17 protein-coding genes are annotated in these 21268 nt (G+C 72.2%); 2 read left to right on the plus strand and 15 right to left on the minus strand.

Going from position 1 to position 21268, the window contains the following annotated elements; genetic code table 11:
• Positions 1–6: 6 nt before the first annotated feature.
• From WMF43_RS13875 to rpmH, 11 genes are all read right to left on the minus strand, one after another.
• Positions 7–3135: an FHA domain-containing protein gene (locus WMF43_RS13875; RefSeq protein ID WP_437680539.1), complete on the minus strand. Its 3129-nt coding sequence runs from the start codon at positions 3133–3135 to the stop codon at positions 7–9.
• Positions 3136–3404: 269 nt separating this feature from the next.
• Entirely contained in the window at positions 3405–3539 is a 135-nt protein-coding gene (locus tag WMF43_RS13880; protein WP_437680541.1) for a hypothetical protein, read from the minus strand.
• A gap of 115 nt (positions 3540–3654) precedes the next feature.
• On the minus strand, positions 3655–6027 hold the full coding sequence (locus WMF43_RS13885; RefSeq protein ID WP_437680543.1) for a protein phosphatase 2C domain-containing protein: 2373 nt from the start codon (positions 6025–6027) through the stop codon (positions 3655–3657).
• 43 nt (positions 6028–6070) lie between these two features.
• Complete coding sequence (locus tag WMF43_RS13890; RefSeq protein ID WP_437680545.1) at positions 6071–8257, minus strand: FHA domain-containing protein; 2187 nt, start codon at positions 8255–8257, stop codon at positions 6071–6073.
• 188 nt (positions 8258–8445) lie between these two features.
• A complete protein-coding gene (locus WMF43_RS13895; RefSeq protein WP_437680546.1) occupies positions 8446–9642 on the minus strand; it encodes an FHA domain-containing protein in 1197 nt (398 codons plus the stop codon).
• A gap of 303 nt (positions 9643–9945) precedes the next feature.
• The gene (gene rplS / locus WMF43_RS13900) at positions 9946–10299 is read right to left on the minus strand and encodes a 50S ribosomal protein L19 (RefSeq protein ID WP_437639017.1); all 354 of its coding nucleotides are present in this window, start codon (positions 10297–10299) and stop codon (positions 9946–9948) included.
• Between the two features lie 297 nt (positions 10300–10596).
• Complete coding sequence (locus WMF43_RS13905) at positions 10597–11160, minus strand: protein jag (RefSeq protein ID WP_437680548.1); 564 nt, start codon at positions 11158–11160, stop codon at positions 10597–10599.
• Complete coding sequence (gene yidC, locus WMF43_RS13910; protein WP_437680550.1) at positions 11153–12937, minus strand: membrane protein insertase YidC; 1785 nt, start codon at positions 12935–12937, stop codon at positions 11153–11155. The genes WMF43_RS13905 and yidC overlap by 8 nt, the downstream gene beginning before the upstream one ends.
• Before the next feature lie 185 nt (positions 12938–13122).
• On the minus strand, positions 13123–13461 hold the full coding sequence (gene yidD, locus WMF43_RS13915; RefSeq protein ID WP_437680552.1) for a membrane protein insertion efficiency factor YidD: 339 nt from the start codon (positions 13459–13461) through the stop codon (positions 13123–13125).
• A 61-nt stretch (positions 13462–13522) separates the two neighbouring features.
• On the minus strand, positions 13523–14089 hold the full coding sequence (gene rnpA, locus WMF43_RS13920) for a ribonuclease P protein component (protein WP_437680554.1): 567 nt from the start codon (positions 14087–14089) through the stop codon (positions 13523–13525).
• Between the two features lie 9 nt (positions 14090–14098).
• Complete coding sequence (rpmH, locus tag WMF43_RS13925; RefSeq protein ID WP_012235155.1) at positions 14099–14248, minus strand: 50S ribosomal protein L34; 150 nt, start codon at positions 14246–14248, stop codon at positions 14099–14101.
• 254 nt (positions 14249–14502) lie between these two features.
• Here rpmH and WMF43_RS13930 point away from each other — a divergent pair, with 254 nt between their 5' ends.
• Together WMF43_RS13930 and WMF43_RS13935 are read left to right on the plus strand one after the other, a co-directional pair.
• Positions 14503–16245, plus strand: a complete 1743-nt coding sequence (locus tag WMF43_RS13930) for an OmpA family protein (protein ID WP_437680555.1) — start codon at positions 14503–14505, stop codon at positions 16243–16245.
• On the plus strand, positions 16223–16537 hold the full coding sequence (locus WMF43_RS13935) for a hypothetical protein (RefSeq protein WP_437680557.1): 315 nt from the start codon (positions 16223–16225) through the stop codon (positions 16535–16537). The genes WMF43_RS13930 and WMF43_RS13935 overlap by 23 nt, the downstream gene beginning before the upstream one ends.
• On the opposite strand, the gene WMF43_RS13940 is transcribed toward WMF43_RS13935, so the two are convergent.
• The 4 genes from WMF43_RS13940 to WMF43_RS13955 form a co-directional block, all read right to left on the minus strand.
• Positions 16503–18665, minus strand: coding sequence for a thioredoxin domain-containing protein (locus WMF43_RS13940; RefSeq protein WP_437680559.1), 2163 nt, complete (start codon positions 18663–18665; stop codon positions 16503–16505). The genes WMF43_RS13935 and WMF43_RS13940 overlap by 35 nt on opposite strands.
• Positions 18666–18786: 121 nt before the next feature.
• Positions 18787–20115: a beta-ketoacyl-[acyl-carrier-protein] synthase family protein gene (locus WMF43_RS13945; protein ID WP_437680561.1), complete on the minus strand. Its 1329-nt coding sequence runs from the start codon at positions 20113–20115 to the stop codon at positions 18787–18789.
• A gap of 29 nt (positions 20116–20144) precedes the next feature.
• Positions 20145–21017: an acyl-ACP desaturase gene (locus WMF43_RS13950; RefSeq protein WP_437680563.1), complete on the minus strand. Its 873-nt coding sequence runs from the start codon at positions 21015–21017 to the stop codon at positions 20145–20147.
• Positions 21014–21265, minus strand: a complete 252-nt coding sequence (locus WMF43_RS13955) for an acyl carrier protein (protein WP_104979718.1) — start codon at positions 21263–21265, stop codon at positions 21014–21016. The genes WMF43_RS13950 and WMF43_RS13955 overlap by 4 nt, the downstream gene beginning before the upstream one ends.
• Positions 21266–21268: the final 3 nt, after the last annotated feature.

The raw sequence follows: 21268 nt of genomic DNA on the forward strand, positions 1-21268 counted from the left end.
ACGAGGTCACACCGGATCGCGCCGCTTGAGGAACACGCAGAGCGTGACGAGGAGCAGCAGGGTCATCCCGGAGAGCACCGCGAACGGCACCCAGGTCTGGTCGTACGAGGTGAAACCCCACGCGCCCGCGTAGTTGTCGGCCGCCATCTGCGCGATCGAGCACTTGAACTTTCCACCCTCGATGAAGTCCGCGGGGCTCGAGTCGTTGCGGTGCAGATCGATGACCCAGGCCGGGTCGCCGGCGATGGCGAGCCGCTCCGGCGCGATCGCGCCCTCGAAGCCCCACCGCGCCGGGATGATGTACATGAGCGGCCGGAGGTGCGGCACGGTCGTCATCGGCACCATGAGCCCGCCGAGGACGACCTGGGGGATCAGCGCGATCGGCGTGAGCGCCATCGCCGCCTCGGACGAGGCGACCACCGTGGAGAGGAGGAGCCCCAGCGCGACGGCGCTGAGCGAGGTCGCGGTCAGCGCGGCGAGCTGCATGGCGAACGCCTGCGCGCCGCCGTGGAAGCCGAGCGCGAAGAACACGATCGCGAGCAGGACGGTGCACTGGATGACGCAGAACGCGGCGAGCAGCAGGTACTTCGAGAGCACGTAGTTGACGAGGCCCAGGTTGACCATGCGCTCGCGGAGGTAGATGGCCCGCTCGCTGACGATCTCGCGCGCCGCGTTGGAGGTCCCGAACCAGACCGCGGCGACGATGAGGAAGAAGATCGCGGCGGTGTGATCGGTGGTGGCCTCCATGCCCTTGAGCACGTCGGCCTGCTGGTCGCCGCCGCCGGCGCGGCGGCCGAGCTCCTGGAGGGCGCCGAGGCACCAGGCCGGGATCGCCTTCTCTTGCCCGCCGAACACGATCGCGAGCAGGACGCCGATGATCGGGGCCTGGAGGAGCATGATCGCGGTGCCGCCGACGTCGCGGATCTTCACCTTGAAGTAGCGCGACAGGAGCAGCCCGAGCTGCCCCTTCGTCGTGGCGCGGCCCGCCGGGATGCCGCGCTGCCCCTGGCCGGTGCCGATCTCCCGGCGGCCGGAGTACATCTTCCGGTACGTCGGGTTCGCGTCGCTGAAGAACTCCTTGCGCCACTCGATCGCCGCGAGCTTCCGCGCCTCGCCGCGCGACACGTTCGGGTTGCGCGCGCGGAGCTGCTCGAAGATGGGCCGCTCCCGGAGCGCGAGCATCTCGAACATGTCGCGCGGGTTGTCGACGTCGTTGGGCTGGCCGAGCCGCTCCTTCCAGCTGCCGAAGAAGCGGTAGGCGTCGGGCCGGGTCGGCCCGAAGAACATCGGGATGCCGCCGTAGCCGAGGATGAGCCCGTGGCTGAACTTCTCGAACTCGTCCTTCGCCGGCTGGTGGATCGTCATGATGATCGTCTTGCCGGTCGCCTTCGTGAGGTCGTGCAGCAGGCTGATCAGCGCGGTCGTGTCGTCGGCGGCGAGGCCCGAGGTCGGCTCGTCGAGGAAGAGGATGACGGGGTCGGTGACGAGCTCGAGCGCGATGTTGACGCGCTTGCGCTGCCCGCCCGAGAGGATCTTGTTCTCGGGCTTGCCGATCTGCAGGTTCTTGACCCCCTCCAGGCCGAGGTCCTTGATCGTCTGCTCGACGCGCGCGTCGATCTCCGCCTCGGTGTAGTCGGGCGGGAGGCGGAACTTCGCGCTGTAGCGGACCGCCTCGAAGACGGTGAGCTCCGGGTGCACGAGGTCGTCCTGCGGCACGTAGCCGATGGAGCCGCGGAGCGTGTCGTAGATGTTGTAGAGGTCCTCGCCGTTGATGCGGACGACGCCGCTCGTCGGCGGCAGGTAGCCGTTCAGCGTGAGCAGGAGCGTCGTCTTGCCGGCGCCCGACGGCCCCATGAGCGCGATCATGTCGCCCGGCAGCGCCTTGAACGACACGTTGTCGAGCAGCGTCTTCTGCTCCTGGGGGTTGTCGCGGTCGGGGACCTGGAGCGAGAGGCTCCACGCCTCGATCTCGTAGAGCGGGCGCCCCGCCCACCGATCGGCGGCGTACTCCTCCTGGACGAGCTCGACGGCGCCCGCGCCCCCCATCTCGATCTGGAGGGGCATGGGCCCGATGTAGATCTTCTCGCCGCTCTGCACGGCGATCTTCTGGCCGGGCGCGATGCGGTTGCCGCGGACGTAGGTCCCGTTGGCGCTGCCGCGGTCCTCGACGTAGAGCTGGCCGTTCAGCGAGTGCAGCAGGGCGTGGTGGCTCGACACCTGCGGGTGGGCGAGCACGATGTCGTTGTCGGGGGTGCGCCCGATCTTCTTGACGTTCGGCCCGCCGCCGGAGAAGTCGAGCTGGCCGAGGACGGTCTTGTTCTTCTTGCCGGGCGCGCCGGCGGCGGGCCCGGACGACGCCGCGTGCGCGGGGGGCGGCGTGTACCCGCCGGCCGCGGGCGGCGGCGCGTAACCGCCGGGCGCGGGCTGCGGCGGCGGCGCGTAGCTGCCCGGCGCGGGCTGCGGCGGCGCGTAACCGCCGGGCGCGGGCTGCGGCGGCGGCGCGTAGCCGCCGGGCGCGGGCTGCGGCGGCAGGGCGCTCGGGGAGTGCGCGGCGCCGTGCCCCGGGGGCAGCGCCGACTGGCGCGCGGCCTGGGCGAGCTGGACGAGCAGGGACACCTGGACCGGGACGGGGCCGAACGCGACGGCGCCTTGCGGATCGATCGGGGTCGGCGCGCCGGGCGGGATGCGCTGCGCGCCCACGTAGGTGCCGCTCGTGGAGTTGTGGTCGATGACCATCATGCGATCGAGCGTGACCGTCGCGTGCTGGCTGGAGACGCTCGGGTGCTGGAGCACCAGGGAGGCGCGCGCGGGGTCGCGCCCGATCACGACCTGGCCGGGCGCGGGCGCGAGCGTGCCGGGCGACGCCAGCATCAGCGTGATGGCCGGGTGGTTGAGCGGGACGGGCGTCTGCGCGACGACGAACTGGGTGCGGAAGTCGAACGGGACCTGCTCCCCCGGCGCGAGCGGCCTCCCGTTCGCCGACGCGGGCCCCTGCCCGCAGGCGAAGGACAACTTGCCGCCGCCCTGGTTGACGATGCGCGCGTGCTCGGGCAGGACGCCGGGAGCGACGAGCACCACATCGCAGGTAGGAGCGCTGCCGATCGTGATGCTTTGTTTGCCTAGCCCCGGGATCATGCGGCCCGCGTTTCACCACAGGCGGTCGGGGAGGGCAAGGAAAGAGGCGCGCCCGGCGATCCCGCGCTCTTCGTCGCTCGCCGGCGGCGCGGCGCCGGTCGCGGAGGTGGGCGAGGGGAGCGACGATCCTGGTTCGCGCGGCGCGGTGCGCGCGGTGATCGGGGGCGCGGCGTCAGAGGCTCGCCTGCGGGGCGGACAGGGCGTCGAAGCGGAGCGTCGTTTACGGCTGCGGCGCCTACGGCTGCGGCGCCGGGGGGATCACCGCATCATCACAGGTCGAGGAGCATGAAGCCGGCGCGGGCTTCCTCGAGAGAAAGCGTGCGGGCCGACTCGGGCTCATCGTCCCTGTCGGCTGGGGCGCTGTCCGTGTCGTCTCCGTACTCGATCTCCTGGTCTCCAGGCATGGAGCCACCTCCGGAGACCTAGGCTAATCCGGAATCCTGGGTTTCTTCAATCGCATTTCGCGGTGGAAGGGGCGCCGTCCTCGCTGCTCTGGCTGCGTCTGGCCGCTTCCGGCGTTCAGCCCGAGGTCAGCTTCCACAGCAGGAGGGCGATCAGCACGACGACCACGACGGAGACGCCGGCGATGAGCAGGACGAGACCGGCGCGCGGGGAGCGCAGGGTGCTCGGGAGCGTCGTCGTGGATGTCGACAGGGGGCCAGAGAAGCCCGGCGCGGGCTCGTGCGCGTGCCCGGCACGCGGCCCGGTCGCGGCGTAGCCCTGAGCGTTCGGCGGCGCGTGCGCGAGGTGAGGCGGCGGGGCGGCGCCGGCAGCAAGGCCGCCGGGCGCCGCCGCGTGGCCTTGCGCGGGGATCGCCGCAGCCCCGGGGGCGTCCGGGCTTGCTGGAGGAGCCAGGGCGCCGAAGGCAGGGCCCGGGTGGGGCGGAGCGCCATGGGGGCCCGGGTAGGGCGGCGCGCCGGGGGCGCCGGGGTAGGGCGGCGCGCCGTGGGGAGCCGGGTAGGGCGGCGCGCCGTGGGGGGCCGGGTAGGGCGGGGCGCCGGGGGCGCCGGGGTAGGGCGGCGCGCCATGGGGGCCCGGATAGGGCGGCGCGCCATGGGGGCCCGGGTAGGGCGGCGCGCCGTGGGGGCCCGGGTAGGGCGGGGCGCCGGGGGCGCCGGGGTAGGGCGGGGCGGCCTGAGCGCCGGGATGATGTGCTGCGCCCGGGGGAGGCGGCGCGCCGGGGGCGCCCGCATGAGGTGGAATGCCGGCGGCGGCGTGAGGTGCCGGGCCGGGGGCGATCGGGTGCGGCGTGGAGACGGCGGGAGCGCTCAGGGGAAGCGGAGACAACACGGCGGGCGCGTCGGGCGCGATCGGGTACGGCGCTGGCGCCTGCACCGGGGCTCCCGGCACGGTCAGGGGCTGCATCCGTGCGGCGTCCACCGCGGTCGGGCGCAATGCAGGCGCGCCGGGGTTGGCCGCCGGGGTCACGCCGGGCAGGTTGTCCGTGGCCGTCGGGGTCAGGGCGAACGTGCCGTCGATGGCCGTCGGCGCCACGACCGGCGCGCTGTCGTTGGCCGTCGCGGCCACGGCAGGGGCGCCGTCGCTGGCCGTCGCCGCCAGGACGGGGGCGCTGTCGTCGGCCGTCGCCGCCAGGACGGGGGCGCTGTCGTCGGCCGTCGCCGCCAGGAGCGGGGCGCTGCTTCTGGTCTCTGCGCCCGCCGCAGCGGCGCTTCCGCCGGCTGCTGCGCGCGCGGCCGTCGCCGCTCCGGTCGCCGCGGGGCCTGCTGCAGCCGCGTCGGCCAGGGCCGGCGGGCTCACCGCCGTCGGCGCGTCGGTCGCGGTGGGTCGAACGCCGGCGGGCGCGTCGGTCGCGGTGGGTCGAACGCCGGCGGGCGCGTCGGTCGCGGTCGGCGGCACGGGCGCCCACGGGGCGCCTGCCGCGGGCGCGGCCGCAGCTGCCGGCGCGCCCGCCGCGCCCGCGGCCGCCGGTGCCCCGTGGCTCTGGCCCGGCGGCGCCTTCGCCGGGCCCCGCTGGCTCGCCGCGGCCTCGTCCGGCCTCGTCATCGCGACGGTCTCCAGCGGACCCGACGTGCGCTGCGCCTCGCCGCCGCCGCCGCCGCTGTCGCCGGCGACCCCGGGCGGCCCGTGCGCGATCGTCTGCGAGCGGTTGCCCGCGTCGATCACGCGGGCCATCTGGACGGTGATGTTGTCGTAACCGCCCCGGCTGTTGGCGAGCTGCACGAGCATCCTGCACGCGTGATCGACCGGGCCCGACGCGAGCGCCTGTCGCGTGCACCCGAGGATGTCCGCGCTCAGCACGAGGTCGGTGAGGCCGTCGCTCGCGAGGATCAGCACGTCGCCCGGGTACAGCTCCATCGGCTCGGGGCGGACCTCGACCTCCACCTCCGGCTTCATCCCGAGCGCGCGCGTGATCTTGTTCGCGTCCGGGTGACCGATCGCCTGGGCCTCGGTGATCATGCCCGCGTCGATCATGCTCTGCACCATCGAGTGGTCGCGCGTGAGCGGGTAGATCTGGTGGGCCCGGATCACGTAGGCGCGGCTGTCGCCCACGTGCGCGACGTCGACGCCGGCGTCGTGGAGGAGCATCGCCACCGCGGTCGAGCCGGGCCGGACCCGGTTCTCCGCCTGGCCGCCCAGCCGGTAGACGCGGCGCCCGGCCTCCTCGATCGCGGCCTTGAGCGCCGCGCCCGGCGCCGCCGTGGCCGGCGTCTGCTCGATCACCTCGAAGATGGTCTTGATCGCGGTGCGGCTCGCCTCGCTCCCGCCGTAGTGGCCTCCCATGCCGTCGCACAGGACGCAGAGGTGACCGAACTTGGTCTCGGCGTAGCCGCACGCGTCTTCGTTGACCTGCTTGTTGGGATCCCGGCCCGGATCGCTGTGCTGGGCGAATTCGATCTTGAGGCGCAGGGAGGGCTCGATCGGGGGCATCATCGCGGGGCATCCGTCGGGGCGTGAGGCCGGGCCCCGGATCACGCTACTCCAAACGCACGCTGAACTCGACGGGGCCGAACCGCAACGCCGCGCCCGGGGGCACGGGCGTCCACACGGCGGCGGCGATGCGCTGCCCGTTCACGTAGGTGCCGTTGTTCGAGCCCTCGTCCCGCACGAAGAGCTGGCCCGCCTCGAGCTTCACGCTCGCGTGGGTGCCGGAGACGCGCGGCTCGGAGAGCAGGATCTGACACGCGGCGCCGTCGCGCCCGGCGCGCATCTCGATGCCGGGGTGCACCGTGAAGATGCCCGCCGCGCCGGCCAGCGTCGCCCGGCTGGCCCCGCCGGGCGGCGCCATTCCCATCACCGGGCCGCCGCCGTAGCCGAAGTCGCCGGGGGGAGGCGGCGGCGGCGGCGCGGCGAAGGGCCCGGGCCCCCCGCCCGCGACGATGGGCCTCGGCGGAGGCGCCGCCGCCGCCGCGCCGCGGCGCCGCCCGCCGCCGCGGAAGATCGAGACGAGCAGCAGCACGATGACGACCCCGCCGAAGGTCACGCCGCCGATGAGCAGGTAGGGCAGCGGCGCCTCCTTCGCCTTCAGCGTGAGGATCTTGTCGGCCGTGACCGCGCTCGTCCGCCGCGCCTGGTTGTCGTAGACGATGAGGCGCGCCGTCATCTGGTCGCCCTTGCCCACGAGGAACTTGTCCGTGTCCGGCAGCTCGAACTCGACGACGCTGTCGCCCGCCGTGATCGCCTTGCCGCGCATCCCGCTCTCGATCAGCGTCCGCTGGGCCTTCTTGGCGTCGTCGAGGCTGCCGCCCTGCAGCGACTGCGGCGCGGCCTGGTTCTTCGGGACCATGTAGATCTCGGCCCGCTGCGCGTTGCCGCCCCAGCAGAAGTTGCCGAAGATCTTGACGGTGCCGCCGGGGTAGAGGGGCGACTTCTTCGCCGCGCGATCGGTCGCCTCGCGGTCGACGTCGAGCGGCCACGCGGTGGGGTCGATGCCGACGGGGACGTTCTGGAAGGTGGCGTCTCCGGCTATCGGCGGATCCGTGTTGATGAAGGCGAGCTTGAACGTCTGCGTGATGCTCGGCGCGACGCACGAGACCCGCCACTTCACGATGTGCATCTTGTTGAAGCGGGTGCGGATCGCGTTGACGATGTTGGCCGCGCGCCGCTGCTGGCCGTCGCGCACCACGGTGAAGAAGCCGCCGATCTCGGTGTTGGCCATCCCCTCCATGAACTCGCGCGCGTTCGCCGTGAACTCCTCGACGAGCCGGCTCGGGAACCAGATGGAGATGACGGGCACCGGCGTCTTCGGCAGGACGTCGTTGTTCTCGGGGAACCGCCCCTTCGTCAGGTAGTCCCGGAGCAGGTTCGACGCCGCGGCGGTCGAGCTCGGATCCGCGCCGGCGGAGCCGTTCGAGAGCACCACCATCGCCTGGTGCATCGGCACCGCGACGCCCTGCCCGGCGTTGCCGAGCTCCTTGAACGCGTCGGTCGCGGCGTTCTTGATGATCGTGAAGAGCGGGCGCGTGCGGCCCTGCGTCGGGTAGGTGCGCGCGGCGCCGGCGATGGTCTGCGCCGCCGTCTGCTTGTTGCTCACCCACTTCGAGTCCTCGACGACGCCGCGGTCGTTGAAGAACATCACGTCGACGATGTCGTTCGGCTGCATCGCGTTCACGAACGCGCTCGCCACCGCCTTCGCCTCGTCGAACCGGTTGCCCATGCTCGACGCGGCGTCGATCAGGATGAGCCACGCCGTCCCGACGCCCGGCTGGCCGGCGCTGTCGCCCCAGCGGGCCTTCGACTCGAACTTCGCGGGCAGATCCGTCCCGTCGACCGTGACGGAGAAGATCGCGTTCTTGTCCGGGAAGTCGAAGGACGAGTAGAGCGCCGACGGCTGCTCCATCGCGTCGGCGACGCAGTCGAGGTTCGCGTCGCCCGTGAGCGCGGCGCAGTTGCGGGTGAGGTCGCTGAGGCGCTTGTTCTGCACGACCTCGAGCACGGTCGTGAGCACGGGCGAGCCGTCCACGGTGCTCGCGCGCGGGTCGATGCGGAGCAGGTGCGCCTCGGGCGCCGCCTCGGCGCGGCGCTGCCCCGCGAGCAGCGCGAGCAGCGCGGCCGCGAGCGCGAGCAGCGTCGCGCGGAGCGCGGCGTTGGCCCCGCGCCCCTTGCGGCGGGCGAGGGCGCGGAAGGGGTGGATCGGGCGAGTCGCGTCATGAGAGGGAGTCATGCGTGGGGATCTCCAGCGATCGCGGGGGAGCAGAGGAGCGCTCCCCGCGCGAGCGGGGCGGCCGCCGCGCACGGGCGGCGGCCATCCGGTTGGTTTTCACGCAGCCTGGCCGGGGCGCCAGGTGCCGGTCGAACGTCGCGGGGGAAGGGGGCCAGGCTCGGCAACGCTCTCCTCGTGCGGTGGGGCCGTCAGGCCCGCGCGGCCACGCTGAACAGGATGACGCTGAAGCCGCCGAAGCGGACCTTGTCGCCATCGCGCAGCTCGCGCCGGCCCTGGAAGCCGATCGCCTCTTCGTTGTGGAACGTCCCGTTGGTCGAGCCGAGGTCGGCGAGGAGGATGCGGCCGCCGTCGATCTCGATCGTCGCGTGGTGCGTCGAGGTCGTCCCGTGGGCGATCTCGATGTCGACCTTCTGCCCTGTCTCGGCGCGGCCGACGACGTTCTTGCCCTGCCAGAGCGGCCAGAACCGCCCGAGCGGATCGTCCTGGAAGCTGACGAGGAAGCCCGCGAGGGCGCGGCGGCTCTCGTGCCCCGAGAGCCTCGGCGGCGCGGGCGTATGGCTCGGCGAGCGCATCCCCGGAGGTTGGGGAACGTACGGGGGCGGCGGCGCCGGCACGTGCATGATCTGCTGGGGCATCGGCGGCTCGCCGTAGCCGCCCATCCCCGCGAACGGCGGCGGGGGCGCCCCGCCTTGCGCGAGCGGGGGCGGCGGCGCGGACTGACCTCCGCCGGGCGCATAGGCCGTCTGGTTGAAGGGGTCGCCGCTCACCTGGATCCCGTCGAGGGCGATCGGGTGGCCCCCCTCGATGCAGAACGAGCCGCCGGGCGGGATGGCGTGCCCCTGCACGCAGCGCGCGCCTTGCTGCTGCGGCTGCTGCGGCGGCGGCGGCGCGGGCGGCGGGCCGAAGCCCGGCCGAGGGGCCGGGGGCACGGGGTAACCGCTCACCTGCTCCGGGAAGCCCGGGGGCTGGCCGTAGCCGCCTCCCGGGGCGCCGAACCCCGGCGGCTCCGGCGGGAAGGGCGGCGGCTTGATCGGCGGCGGAGGCTGGGGCGGCGCGCCGTAGCCGCCGGGCTGCGAGCCGAACGGCGGCGGCGGGCCGAAGCCGGCAGGACCACCCTCGGGACCCGCAGGGAAAACCGGAGGCGGAGGCGGCGGAGGAGCTCCGAAGGGCGCGGGCGGGGGCGGACCAAAACCCCCGCTGGGCGAGCCGAAGTTGGGAGGAGGCTCGGGAGGTGAGCCGAAGCCCGGGGCAGGATACGGAGGCGGAGGCGGCGGAGGCGGCGGCGCCCCGAACGCACCAGGCCCAGGCGGGCCGAGCGGCGAGGCGCACACAGCGCAGAACTTATCGGCGGGGGTCGCGGGCGCACCGCAACGCGGACAGAGCATGGTGATCCTTCTCGGGTTTCGCGGCGCTGGGGCACCGCCGCCGCGAGCATACCGTGGGCGCTCGGCCGAGGATCAAGAAGAAGTATGCGGGAATCCTTGCTGGCGGCCGGGAATGCGGCCTGTTCTTGCAGCGCGCCATGCAGCGCGGCATCGCGCCGCAGCCTGGCCGCCAGGCGCGCAAGAGCCCGGGCGTTGCGCTGGGGTCGTTCGACGATCGATGGAAGCCGAAGCCCGGCCGTTCACCAAGGGCGGCCGGGTCTGCGGAGCATTCCTGTGCTCGGCCGGGGCGCCGGCCGGCGAAGATCAGTCCTTCGCGTCGCGGACGCGGGCGGCCTTGCCGGCGAGGCTCCGCAGGTAGAACAGCCGCGAGCGGCGGACGACGCCGCGCGAGACGATCTCGACCTTGTCGATGCGCGGGCTGTGGAGGAGGAAGATGCGCTCGACGCCGACCGTGAAGCTCACCTTGCGCACCGTGAAGGTGCTGCGGACCCCCGCGCGGTGGCGCTTCAGCACGACGCCCTGGAACACCTGGATGCGCTCCTTCTCGCCCTCGACGATCCGGTAGTGGACTCGCACCGTGTCGCCGACCCGGAAGTCCGGGATCCCCTCGCGGAACAGGGGGGCTTCGATCTTCGCCAGGATGTTCGAGGTCTGCATGGTCAATCCTTCAAAGGGTCGGGGTCCGTCTTCGCGGTCCCCTGCTCAAGAGGGTGCAGGGTCGCCGCCGTGCGTGGGCTCGGCCGGCGGAGCGGGCGCCGCGTGCGGCTCCCGTGCTTCACGCCGTGGACGCCGTGAACACACGGGGCGCGGCCCGTCTCCAGCTCCGGGAGCTTGGGCGCGAGCGCATTTCCGCGCTCCCCCCGGGGGGGTACCGGAGAGGTGCGGCATTATGCATGCGGGCGATCCGGTGTCAACGCCGGGATCGGCGCGGCTGCGCGCGCCGATCCCCCGGCCTCAGCGGCGGACGGGGATGATCTGGACGCGGCGGGCCTCGCCCTCGCCGTCGCTCTTCGTCACGACGCCGGGGAACTTCGCCAGCGCCAGGTGGACGACGCGGCGATCCTGCGGGTTCATCGGCTCGAAGGTGATGATCTTGCCCTCTTCGACCGCCTGCTTGCCCAGCCGCCGCGCCATGGAAGAGAGCGTGTCCTCGCGGCGCTGCCGGTAGCCCTCGGCGTCGATGATCACGTGGCGCCGCTTCTTGCCGGGCCGGTTGATCACGCGGTTGGCGAGGAACTGCAGCGCCGAGAGCGTCTGCCCCTTCTTGCCGATCACGCGGCCCGCGTCCTTCCCCTCGATCTCGAGGCGGATCTCCTCGGGCGGATCTTCCTCCTCGTTCTCGAGGAGGTCGACGGTGCAGTCCATGCCCATCGCCGCGAGCACGTCGATCACGAAGTCGAGCGCGACGTCGGCGCGCCCATCCTCCACGAACTCGGCCTCGACCGCGTCGTCAGCGCCCTGCGCCTCTGCATCGACGTCCGCCGCGTCGATTCCCCTTTCGGCAGCTTCACTATCCACGGACACGTGCTTTTCCCTTTCCGAGAGCAGGCGCCGACTTGTCGTCGTCACCCGGAGCCTTCTTCAGCGCGGATTGGGGCTCCGCGCTCGCGACCTCCCTCACCTCGATGCCTCCGGCCCGCTGGTCCCGGGCCTTGAGGTACCGCTCGACGAGCACCTGCTGCCCGATGCCGAGCCAGGTGTTCGTCAGCATGTACACGCCGAGGCCGGCCGGGAGGAAGAGCATCATGACGGTGAAGATGCCGGGCATGAGGTACATCATCATCTTCTGCTGCGCCGGATCGCCCTGCGGGGGCATGAGCTTCTGCTGGATGAAGCTCGAGGCGCCGAGCACGATGGGGATGATGAAGTACTTCCCCGGGGCCGACAGGTCGGGGATCACGGGGCCGAACGGGGTGTGGTAGAGCTCGACCGCGGTCTGCAGCGCGGTGTAGAGGGCGAACCACACCGGCATCTGGAGCAGCATCGGGAAGCAGCCGACGACCGGGTTCGCCACCTTGTTCTTGCGCCACAGCTCCTGCATCGCGAGGCCGCGCTGGGCGGCGTCGTCCTTGTACCTCGCGTTGATCTCGTCCATCTCCGGCTTCAGCTTGCGCATCGCCGCCGCGCTCTTGATCTGCTGGATGCTCAGCGGGAAGAGCAGGAGGCGGACGGTGATGGTGAGCAGGCAGATGGCCCAGCCCCAGCTGCCGACGGCGCGGTAGAGGACGTACAGGTACGAGACGAGGAGCTTCGCGATCGGCGAGAACCAGCCGAGGTTGATGACCTCGCTCGTCCCGTGCCCCACGGCGCCGAGCACGTCGCGCTCCTTCGGGCCGGTGAAGGAGAGGACCTTGTAGGTCACCGCGCCGCCGGGCGCGAGCTCGTGCTCGGGGTAGGCGAGCCGCGCGCGGTAGACGTGCCCATGGGCCGGGTCCTTGGACTTCTGGGGGAAGCTCGCCGTGTTCCAGATCTCCTCGATCTGCGTCTCGGCCACGGGCGCCGCGGGCCCTTCCTGCGGGATGGCGATCTTGCTGAAGTAGCTGCTCGACACCGCGACGAAGCGCGCGGCGCCCGGCGTGCGCCGCCAGCGTTCGGACGTGAACTCCTTGTCCTTGAAGTCGTCGGGCTCGAAGGCGTCCGGGTGCTGTCGCTCCGTCTTCTGGTCGGTCGCGGCGACCGTCTCCGTGATCCACTCCGAGATCAGGCCGAGGTGGCCCTCCGTCTCCTTCTGGGTCCGCCACGCGGTCTGCTCGAGCGCGAGCCGGTGCTTGCGCGGCTCCTGGCCGGTGTTCTCGACCGTCAGCTGGAGCGAGAGCTCGAACGGGCGCCCGGTCGCGGCGATCACCTTGGTGAGCCGCGTCGCGTCGTCGGTGTAGGTGAAGGTGCAGCTCTTGCCGTCCTGCGCCGAGAGCTTCCAGTCGAGATCGTCGAACGGCACCTGCGCCGCGCTGCCGCCCGGCAGGCGCAGGTCCGTCCTGAGGGGCATCCGCGACTCGAGCGACGTCGTGACCAGGTCCATCGGCCGGCGTTCGCCGTTTCCGGTCGTGTACTTCGGGTCGGTCATCCAGAGGTGCCGGACCGACCCGCCCCGGGTGGACAGCTCGGCCCGGAAGCGATCGCCGTCGATGACACAGGCCTCCGCCGGGGCGCGCTCTGCCGGGGCGGTGCTGTCGTTGACGTCGAGCGGCTGGAGCTTATCCGCGGAGCTGCCGAAGAGGAGCGGCTGGCCGAACTGGATGAACAGGAAGATGGCAAGGCCGACGAACAGCCATTTGACGAGATTGCTGCGTTCCATGAAGTCCTTCGTCGATCCCAGGATCTCGATCCGCGCCGTGTGCTGCTGAGAGTCTCATGACGCCTCACGAGGCTGCCCAGGGTGGCTCCGGGGGGCTCCGCTCTGTGCCTTTCGGGCTGCACCGCCGGGCTCGCCGGCGATCGCGCGGGATCAGTCCATGAGAGTGGCCAGGCCGCTGGAGCCGCTCACCCGGCGTGCGAGGCGAGCTCCGTGCCAGTAGACGAACTGCGTGCCGTATCGTGCGGGTCAGCGTCCCGTCGCGGCGGCATCTGGGCCGCCGCGTCACGGCGAAGTCGAGGTGGTGGCGGAGGGTCGAACCCGCCCGGATGAAACGGGTGACACCTACACAGTCGCTTGAGCGAAAGCAAGCTCCCCCGAAGCGCTCCGTGACCGACAATGCAGGCCGCGGCGTAGCGGGAGCACGAGGGCTCGAACCGGCAGACCGGGCCCATCACCGCCACGATGAGCCTGGAGAGCGTCACCTGGTAGACGCGGATCAGCGCGAGGAGGAGCTTCGCCAGCATGCGACGGCCAGGAGGAAGGCCGGATCTTGGGTCGCAGCGCACGACCGCGCAAGGCTCGGCCTCATCTTCCTCTGGGTCGGGCTCTGGGTCGGGCGGGCGGTTCCTCCTCGTTCTCGTTTCCTCCGTCGCCCCCTCGGTCCGGCGGCGACGCCGCTCGCGGGCCTGCGCTCGGCGATCCCTGCGCAGCGAGCGCGTCGCGCGCCCGGCGGCGGAGCACCGGGACCACGCTGCGCAGCTCCGCCAGCACGTCGTCCAGCCCGAGCGCCCCTGCGCCTGTGCGCAGGATCACCACGATGTCGACGCGCTCCGGGAAGAGCTCCGGGAACCTCCGGTAGGCCTCTCGGAGCAGGCGCTTCGCGCGGTTGCGGGCCACGGCGCCGCCGACCTTGCGCGAGGCGACGAGGCCCAGCCGAGACGGCCCGCCCGGGGGCGAGGAGGGCGCGCCCGTCGCGACTTCGGTCGCGCTGCGCGGGGGCGCTGCGACGAGGACCAGCAGGTGGCGGGTGGTGACGCGGTGGCCACCGTTCTGGATGCGGACGAAATCGGCGCGCTTGCGGATCCGCCTCGTCCGCGGGAAGGAAGACGACGAAGGCGAGGACGGCGAGCGCGGGCGCGCTGCGTTCGCCATCGCGCGGGGCTACTTCTTGTAGATGGTGGGCGCGAGCCGGGCGCGGCCCTTGCGGCGGCGGTTGTTGATGACCTTGCGACCGCCGGCGGTCGCCATGCGCGCACGGAAGCCGTGGGTCCGGGCGCGGCGGGTGTTGTGGGGCTGGTAGGTGCGCTTCATGGCTGTGGTCCCTTGGCTGCTGTATCGCGAACGGCGGCTCCAGGCCGCGCGTCGAGCGGGGCGCGCAAGAAAGCACGAGGTCTCGCCCAGGTCAACACCGGACGGCGCAGCCCGGCCACGATTCGCCGTTCTCTCTCACCTTTCTGGGCGCCTAGTGTAGCGTGTAGCCTCCGATCGACCGCGACGGCCGTTCAAGACGGGTCACAGGAGGGAAATTGGCGCGCACCGGAGGACAAGAGGCGGAGAGGCAGCACGTGACTGCGCGGAGCGTCAAGCGGCGCGCCCTGGGCGCTGCTGCGGCGGGAGCGCTGTTCCTGGGCGTGCTCCCGGCGAGCGCCCAGGTCACGACGTTCTATCTAGACCGGCTGTACATGGCCGGCGCCCCCCAGGACTCGATCGCGCTCTGGCGCCCTCAGGTGGCGCCGGAGACGCGCTTCTTCGGGCAGTTCGGGCTCGGCTTCGGCATGAACCCCTTCCGGGTCGAGAACATGCTGAACGACCCGCGCGCCGCCGATCGGTTCAGCCGGGCCAACGGCGAGCCGGTGTCCTCTCAGCTCATCGGTTACCTCAACGGAGGCGTCGAGTTCCTCGACCGCTTCGGCGTCCAGGTGGGGCTGCCGATCATCGCGTTCCAGACGAGCGACCGCACGAACGACTCGGACGTCGCCGGCGCGGAGGACGCGGCGAGCCCGTCGACCGCCGCGATCATGGACCTGCGGCTCGACGCGCGCGCGATCCTGTACCGCTCCGAGGATCGTTTCTTCAAGCTCGGCGTGAACGCGGCGGCGTGGGTGCCGACGGGCGGCGACAAGTCGTTCGCCGGCGACCACAGCGCGAGCGCGAGCCTCGGGCTCTCGGGCGAGCTCGATTTCAAGTCGATGTTCTTCGTCCTGAACACCGGGCTGCATTTCCGCCCGTTCGCCTCGCTCAACGACTTCAACGTGTCGAACGAGTGGACCTGGGGGCTCGGCGGCTTCGTGCCGCTCCGGGACGGCAAGCTGCGGCTCGGCGCGCAGATCTTCGGGTCGACCGGCGTCGGTCGGGGCACGACGTTCACCGGCGACAACACCCCGGTCGAGTGGATGGCCGAGGGGCGCATCGCGCTGGACGAGAAGAAGAAGGCGTGGGCCGGGATCGGCGGAGGAACGCGGCTCAGCGGTGGGTACGCGCCGGATTTCAGGCTGGTCGGCGTCATCGGCTACGCGTTCGGCATCTCCGACGTCGAGCCCGTGTCGCCCGGCAGGCGCTTCACGGCGGCCCCGCCGCGCAGCGCGGACACCGACAAGGACGGCCTCCCGGACGACATCGACCTCTGCCCGACGGATCCCGAGGACGGCAAGCCGCCGAACCCCGACGACGGCTGCCCGGCGCTGCCGGATCGCGACGGCGACGGCATCCCCGACAGCAGCGACAAGTGCCCGGATCAGCCGGAGGACTTCGACAAGATCGACGATCGCGACGGCTGCCCGGAGGACGACGCCGACCAGGATCAGATCGCCGACGCGAAGGACGCCTGCCCGAAGGAGCCGGGCGAGCCGAGCCCCGAGCCGGCGAAGAACGGCTGCCCGCAGTTCATCCGCCGCATCACCGGGTCGAGCGAGATCCAGATCCTGAAGCAGGTCCAGTTCGCGACCGGCAGCGCGAGGATCCTGCAGAACAGCTACGCGATCCTCGACGAGGTCGTGCGGCTCCTCAAGGTGAACCCGGAGATCACGCTGGTCGCGATCGAGGGCCACACGGACAACCGCGGCCCCGACCAGCTCAACGAGAAGCTCTCGAACGACCGCGCGCACTCGGTGAGGACGTACCTGATCGAGCGGGGCGGCATCGATCCTGAGCGGCTCACCGCCGCGGGCTTCGGGCCGAGGCGGCCGATCGAGACCAACAACACCGAGGCCGGGCGCCAGAAGAACCGCCGCGTCGAGTTCCACATCCGCGACAGCACCACGGGCGGCACCAAGGCCGGCGACAAGGGTGGGAACACCGTCACGCCGTAGCCGCCGCGCGGCGCGCGAGGGGGCGCTGCTCTGCGCCGCCCTCGCGCTCGCTTGCAGCCCCGAGCGGGGCACGCCCTACCTCTGCACGTGCACGTTCGTCACGGACTTCGACGACGACTCGAGGCTGTCCGTGGAGGTCTGCTCGCCGAGCGACGCGCGCGCCGAGGGGTTCGGGCGCGGCTGCGCGCAGACCCACGCGCCCGGCCCCGTCTCCGGGTGCACCTGCAGCGGCGTCCCCGGCCGGGGCCCGTGCGAGCTCAACGCGTGTCGCACGACCGCAGCAGCGCCTTGAGCTCGGCCGGCGTCGTGACGGGCGCCGAGCACGACCGCCCTCGGCAGACGTACGCGACGGCTTCCCCGGGGCGCGCCGGCTTGCCCTCGGCGACGACCCTCACCGCCGCGGCGCTCTCCGGGCGCGCCGGATCCACGACCGCGATCATGCGGTTCGGCAGGTAGGCCCGGAACGCCTCGCGCGTGAGCTCGCGGGTCGCCGCCGCGACGGCGTCACCGACCACGACGACCGTCACGCTGCCGCGCGCCAGGTGATCCAGCACGCACACCGTCTGGCCGAGGCCGAACGGGTTCTCGAGCGCGGGCTGCGCGAGCGCCTCGAGCTGCCGCTCGGCGGGGGGAAGGTAGCGCTCGTCGGCGACGTCGGACAGGCGCAGGCAGAGGCGCGCGGCCATCGAGGCGGCCGACGGCACCGCCTGATCGTAGATGTCCTGCGTGCGCGCGATCAGCGCGTCGCCGTCGTCGGGCGTGAAGAAGAACCCGCGCGACGGCTCGTCCCAGTGGTGGGCGATCATCGCGTCGGCGATCGCGCGCGCGGCGTCGATGTACCGCGGGTCGGCGGTGGCCTCGTAGAGGTCGAGGGCCGCGTTGCCGAGGTACGCCTGGTCGTCCAGGAAGCCCGGCCTCACCTCGCTCGCCGCGGATCCGGCGGCCTTCGCGCCCACGGGGACGCCGTCCTTGAGGTAACGGCCGACGCGGCCGCCGCGGAGGAGCTTCCGCTCGAAGACCACGAACGCGCGCGCCGCGGCGTCGACCCAGGCGGGCTCATCCAGCGCTCGGCCCGCGTCGGCGAGCGCGCCGAGGAGCAGCCCGTTCCAGCTCGCGAGCACCTTGTCGTCGCGCGCCGGCCGGGGCCTCTGCTCGCGCGCCGCGAGCATCTTGCTCCTGGCGCGGGCGAGCGCCTCGCGGCAGCGCTCGAGGTGCGCCGCCGAGCCGCCGCCCGCGCCGGCGTCGAGGGCGGCCGCGGCCTGCTCCACCGTGCGGTGCTGCGAGAGCACCGTCGCGCCGGTGTGCTCGAAGTTGCCCTCCTCGGTGACGCCGAAGACGAGGCGGGCCATGTCGTACGCGAGCGGATCCTCGCCGACGGCCGCGCGCAGCTGATCGAGCGTCCACACGAAGAACTTGCCCTCGATCCCCTCGGAGTCGGCGTCCTGCGACGCGTAGAACCCGCCCTCCGGATCGCGCATCTCCGCGAACAGGTAGCCGACGATCTCGCGCGCCGTCTCGGCGTAGGCGGGCTTGCCGAACGCCCGAAAGCCGTCGGCGTACAGCCGCAGGAGGAGCGCGTTGTCGTAGAGCATCTTCTCGAAGTGGGGCACGAGCCAGCGCTCGTCGGTGGAGTAGCGGTGGAAGCCGCCGCGCAGGTGATCCCAGATGCCGCCCTCGCGCATCTTGTCGAGCGCGAGCTCGACGCTCTCCGCCGCGACGCGGTCGCCCTCGAGCACGCCGCGGCGGAGCAGGACGTCGAGCGCCATCGTGTTCGGGAACTTCGGCCGCGTCCCGATCCCGCCGTGGCGGTCGTCGAAGCGCGCGAGCAGGTGCCGCGAGGCGCGCCGGAGCAGATCCGAGGGGGCGGCCTCGACGACGCCCGAAGGTCCCGCGGCGCGCCCGGGCGCGCGCTGCGTGTGCTCGATCGCCTCGGTGATCTCCTTCGCCTGGAGCTCGACCTCGCCGCGCCGGTTCCGGTAAGCGTCCGCCACCGCGTCGAGGACCTTCGGGAAGCCGGGCATGCCGTACTTGTCCTGCGGCGGGAAATAGGTCCCCGCGAAGAACGGCCGCTGGTCGGGGGTGAGGAACACCGTCAGCGGCCAGCCGCCGTTCCGGCCCATGAGCTGCACGACGAGCTGGTAGATGTGATCGAGGTCGGGCCGCTCTTCCCGGTCGACCTTGATGTTCACGAAGAGCTCGTTCATGCGCCGCGCGATCGGCTCGTCCTCGAACGACTCGCGCTCCATGACGTGGCACCAGTGGCAGGCGGCGTAGCCGATGGACAGGAGGATCGGCTTGTCCTCGCTCCGGGCGCGGTCGAGCGCCTCGGGCCCCCACGGGTACCAATCGACCGGGTTGTGAGCGTGCTGCAGCAGGTACGGCGACGACTCGTTCACGAGCCGGTTCGTGTGGGCTGACATCAGGCCCACCTAGCGCCGGGCGAGGGGAGCCGCCAGCCGTGGCGGTGCGGCCGCCCGCTGCCATGGCGGGGCGGCGCGCCGCCGCAGCGCTCGTCGTTCTACCTACCGCGTCGCCGCACGCTCACGCCCGCTCCAGGACGAGCGTGCAGTTGTGTCCGCCGAAGCCCGCCGAGCACTTCACCGCGTAGCGCACGTCGACCGCCCGACGCTCGCGCACGACGTCCAGGGAGCACTCCGGATCGAGCTCATCCACGTTGATCGACGGGTGCAGCAGCTGGTCGCGCAGCGAGCACACGACCGCGATCGTCTCCACGGCGCCGGCGCCGCCGAGCAGGTGCCCGATCATCGACTTGGTCGCCGAGATCGGGATGCGCGCGAGGCGCTCGCCGAAGACGCGCCGCAGCGCCAGGATCTCCGCGGCGTCGCCCTGCTGCGTCGAGGTCGCGTGCGGGTTGATGTACCCGATCGCCTCGGGCGCGACCGCCGCGCGGGCGAGGGCGCGCGAGAGCGAGAGCGCGAGGCCGAGCCCCTCCGCGTGGGGCCGCGTGAGGTGCTCCGCGTCCGTGGTCATCCCGAAGCCGGCCACGTAGGCGAGCGGCCTCGCGCCGCGCGCCCGCGCGTGCTGCTCCTCCTCGAGCACGAGCGCGCCCGCGCCCTCGCCCATCACGAAGCCCTGGCGGCGGCGGTCGAAGGGGCGGCTCGCGCGCGTCGGATCGCCGTCGACGGCGCGGGCCAGCGCCTTCGCGTTGCCGAACCCCGCGACGGTGTTGAGCCGCGTCGCGGCCTCGGCGCCGCCCGCGACCATCACGTCGGCCTCGCCCGCCTCGATCATGAGCGCCGACGTGGCGATCGAGTGCGTGCCGGTCGCGCACGCGCTCGCGAGGTTGTACGACGGACCCATCAGCCCGTAGCGCATCGCGATGAGCGCGGCCGCGCCGTTCGGCATGACGCCCGGGATGAAGTACGGCGACACCGCCCGCGGGCCGCGCGCCGCGCTCCGCGCGACCTGCTCCTCGAAGATCTCGACCGAGCCCATGCCCGTCGACATCAGGCACCCGACGCGCGTCCGGTCGAGGCCGCCATCCCCGGCGGGCGCCGGCGCGGCGACCGCCGCCGGCGCGCCCGGCCGCGCGCGCTCCGCCGCCTCCTCGTGCTCCGCGGGCGCGCGCTGCACCGGCGCGATGCCGGCCTCGCGCAGCGCCTCCACGGCGGCCGCCAGGCTGAGCTGCGTCACCCGGCCGTAGATGTCCGCCTCCTTGGGGGACAGGTACTTGCCGGGCTCGAAGCCCTTCACGCTCGCGGCGATGTCGCTGCGGAGCTTCTCGACCGGAAAGTCGCGGATGTAGTCCACGCCGGACTTGCCGGCGAGCAGGTTCTTCCAGGTGGTCCCGGCGTCGTTGCCCAGCGGGCTGACGGCGCCGATCCCGGTCACGACGACGCGCCTTCGCATCAGGCTTCTCGGTGGGAGGGGGTGAGGGTTCAGGCGGACAGCGCCTGGGGGGCGACGCTGTCGAGGCTCGGGGCGAGTCCTTCGATCGACGTGTCGCGCCGGCGCTCTCCGCCGCGGCGCAGGTCGAGCGCGGTGCGCTGGGCGGCGAGCATCTCGTGCCGGCCCACGCCGAGGTACTTCAGGATCGGCATGTACACCTTCTGGATGAACACGTTCCGATCCACGCCGGCCTCGCGCATCTTCAGGATGCGCGAGTCGTAGTCGGGGACGATCCCGACGCCCGGCATCTCGAAGTTCGCGAACACGTGCGCCATGTCGGCGAGCGTCCCCTGGCGGTCCTCCTCGAGCAGCACCTTGATCACGCTCTGGTAGAAGCGGCAGTGCGCGATCTCGTCGCGGGCGATGTAGTCGTAGATCGCCCGCAGGCACTCGTCGCTCTCCGCCGCGGCCCGCTCCCGGTGCTTCACGTAGATGACGAACGTCGCCATCTCCTGCACGCACCCGTAGAACGTCATCTGCCGCGGCGTGTGGAACGGGAGGTTCCACTGCTTGGCGAAGATCTTGTGCTGCAGGTCGGTGAGCTGCTCCTCGGTGCGCTTGCCGGAGCGCAGGAGGTACTGCATCAGCGTGAGCGAGTGCTTCGACTCCTCGTAGGCCCAGTTGGCCTGGAACCACGCCTGGCCGAAGTAGCTCCGCACGATGTTGATGCCGTTCGACACGTAGTCGGGCAGGTACATCTCCACCGAGCAGAACGTCTCCGCGCACAGCGCGAGCTCCTCGCTCGCGTCCTTGTTCACGCGATCCCAGGGGATGTCCTGGAAGACGTTCCAGCGGCGCTCGCGCTCCGCCTTCTCGAAGAACGTCATGTACTCCCGGAAGATCTTCTCCTCGAGCCGGCTCATGCGCTCGCCTCCAGGCGCTCTCCCACCTTCTTGCACAGGTCGCCCACGGTGATGAGCTCGACCAGATCCTCGTCCGGAATCATGATCCCGAGCTCGGTCTCCATCTCCCCGACGATCTGCATCATCGAGAGCGAGTCGATGCCGAGCTCCGTGATCACCGACGTCGCGGTGACGTTGGGGAACTCGCGCTTGTCCACGCGGGCGGCAACCGTCTTGAACATCTCGAGCAGCTTGGTCATGTCCGTCATGGT

The organism is Sorangium sp. So ce131 (assembly GCF_051519095.1).
Lineage (GTDB): Bacteria > Myxococcota_A > Polyangia > Polyangiales > Polyangiaceae > Sorangium.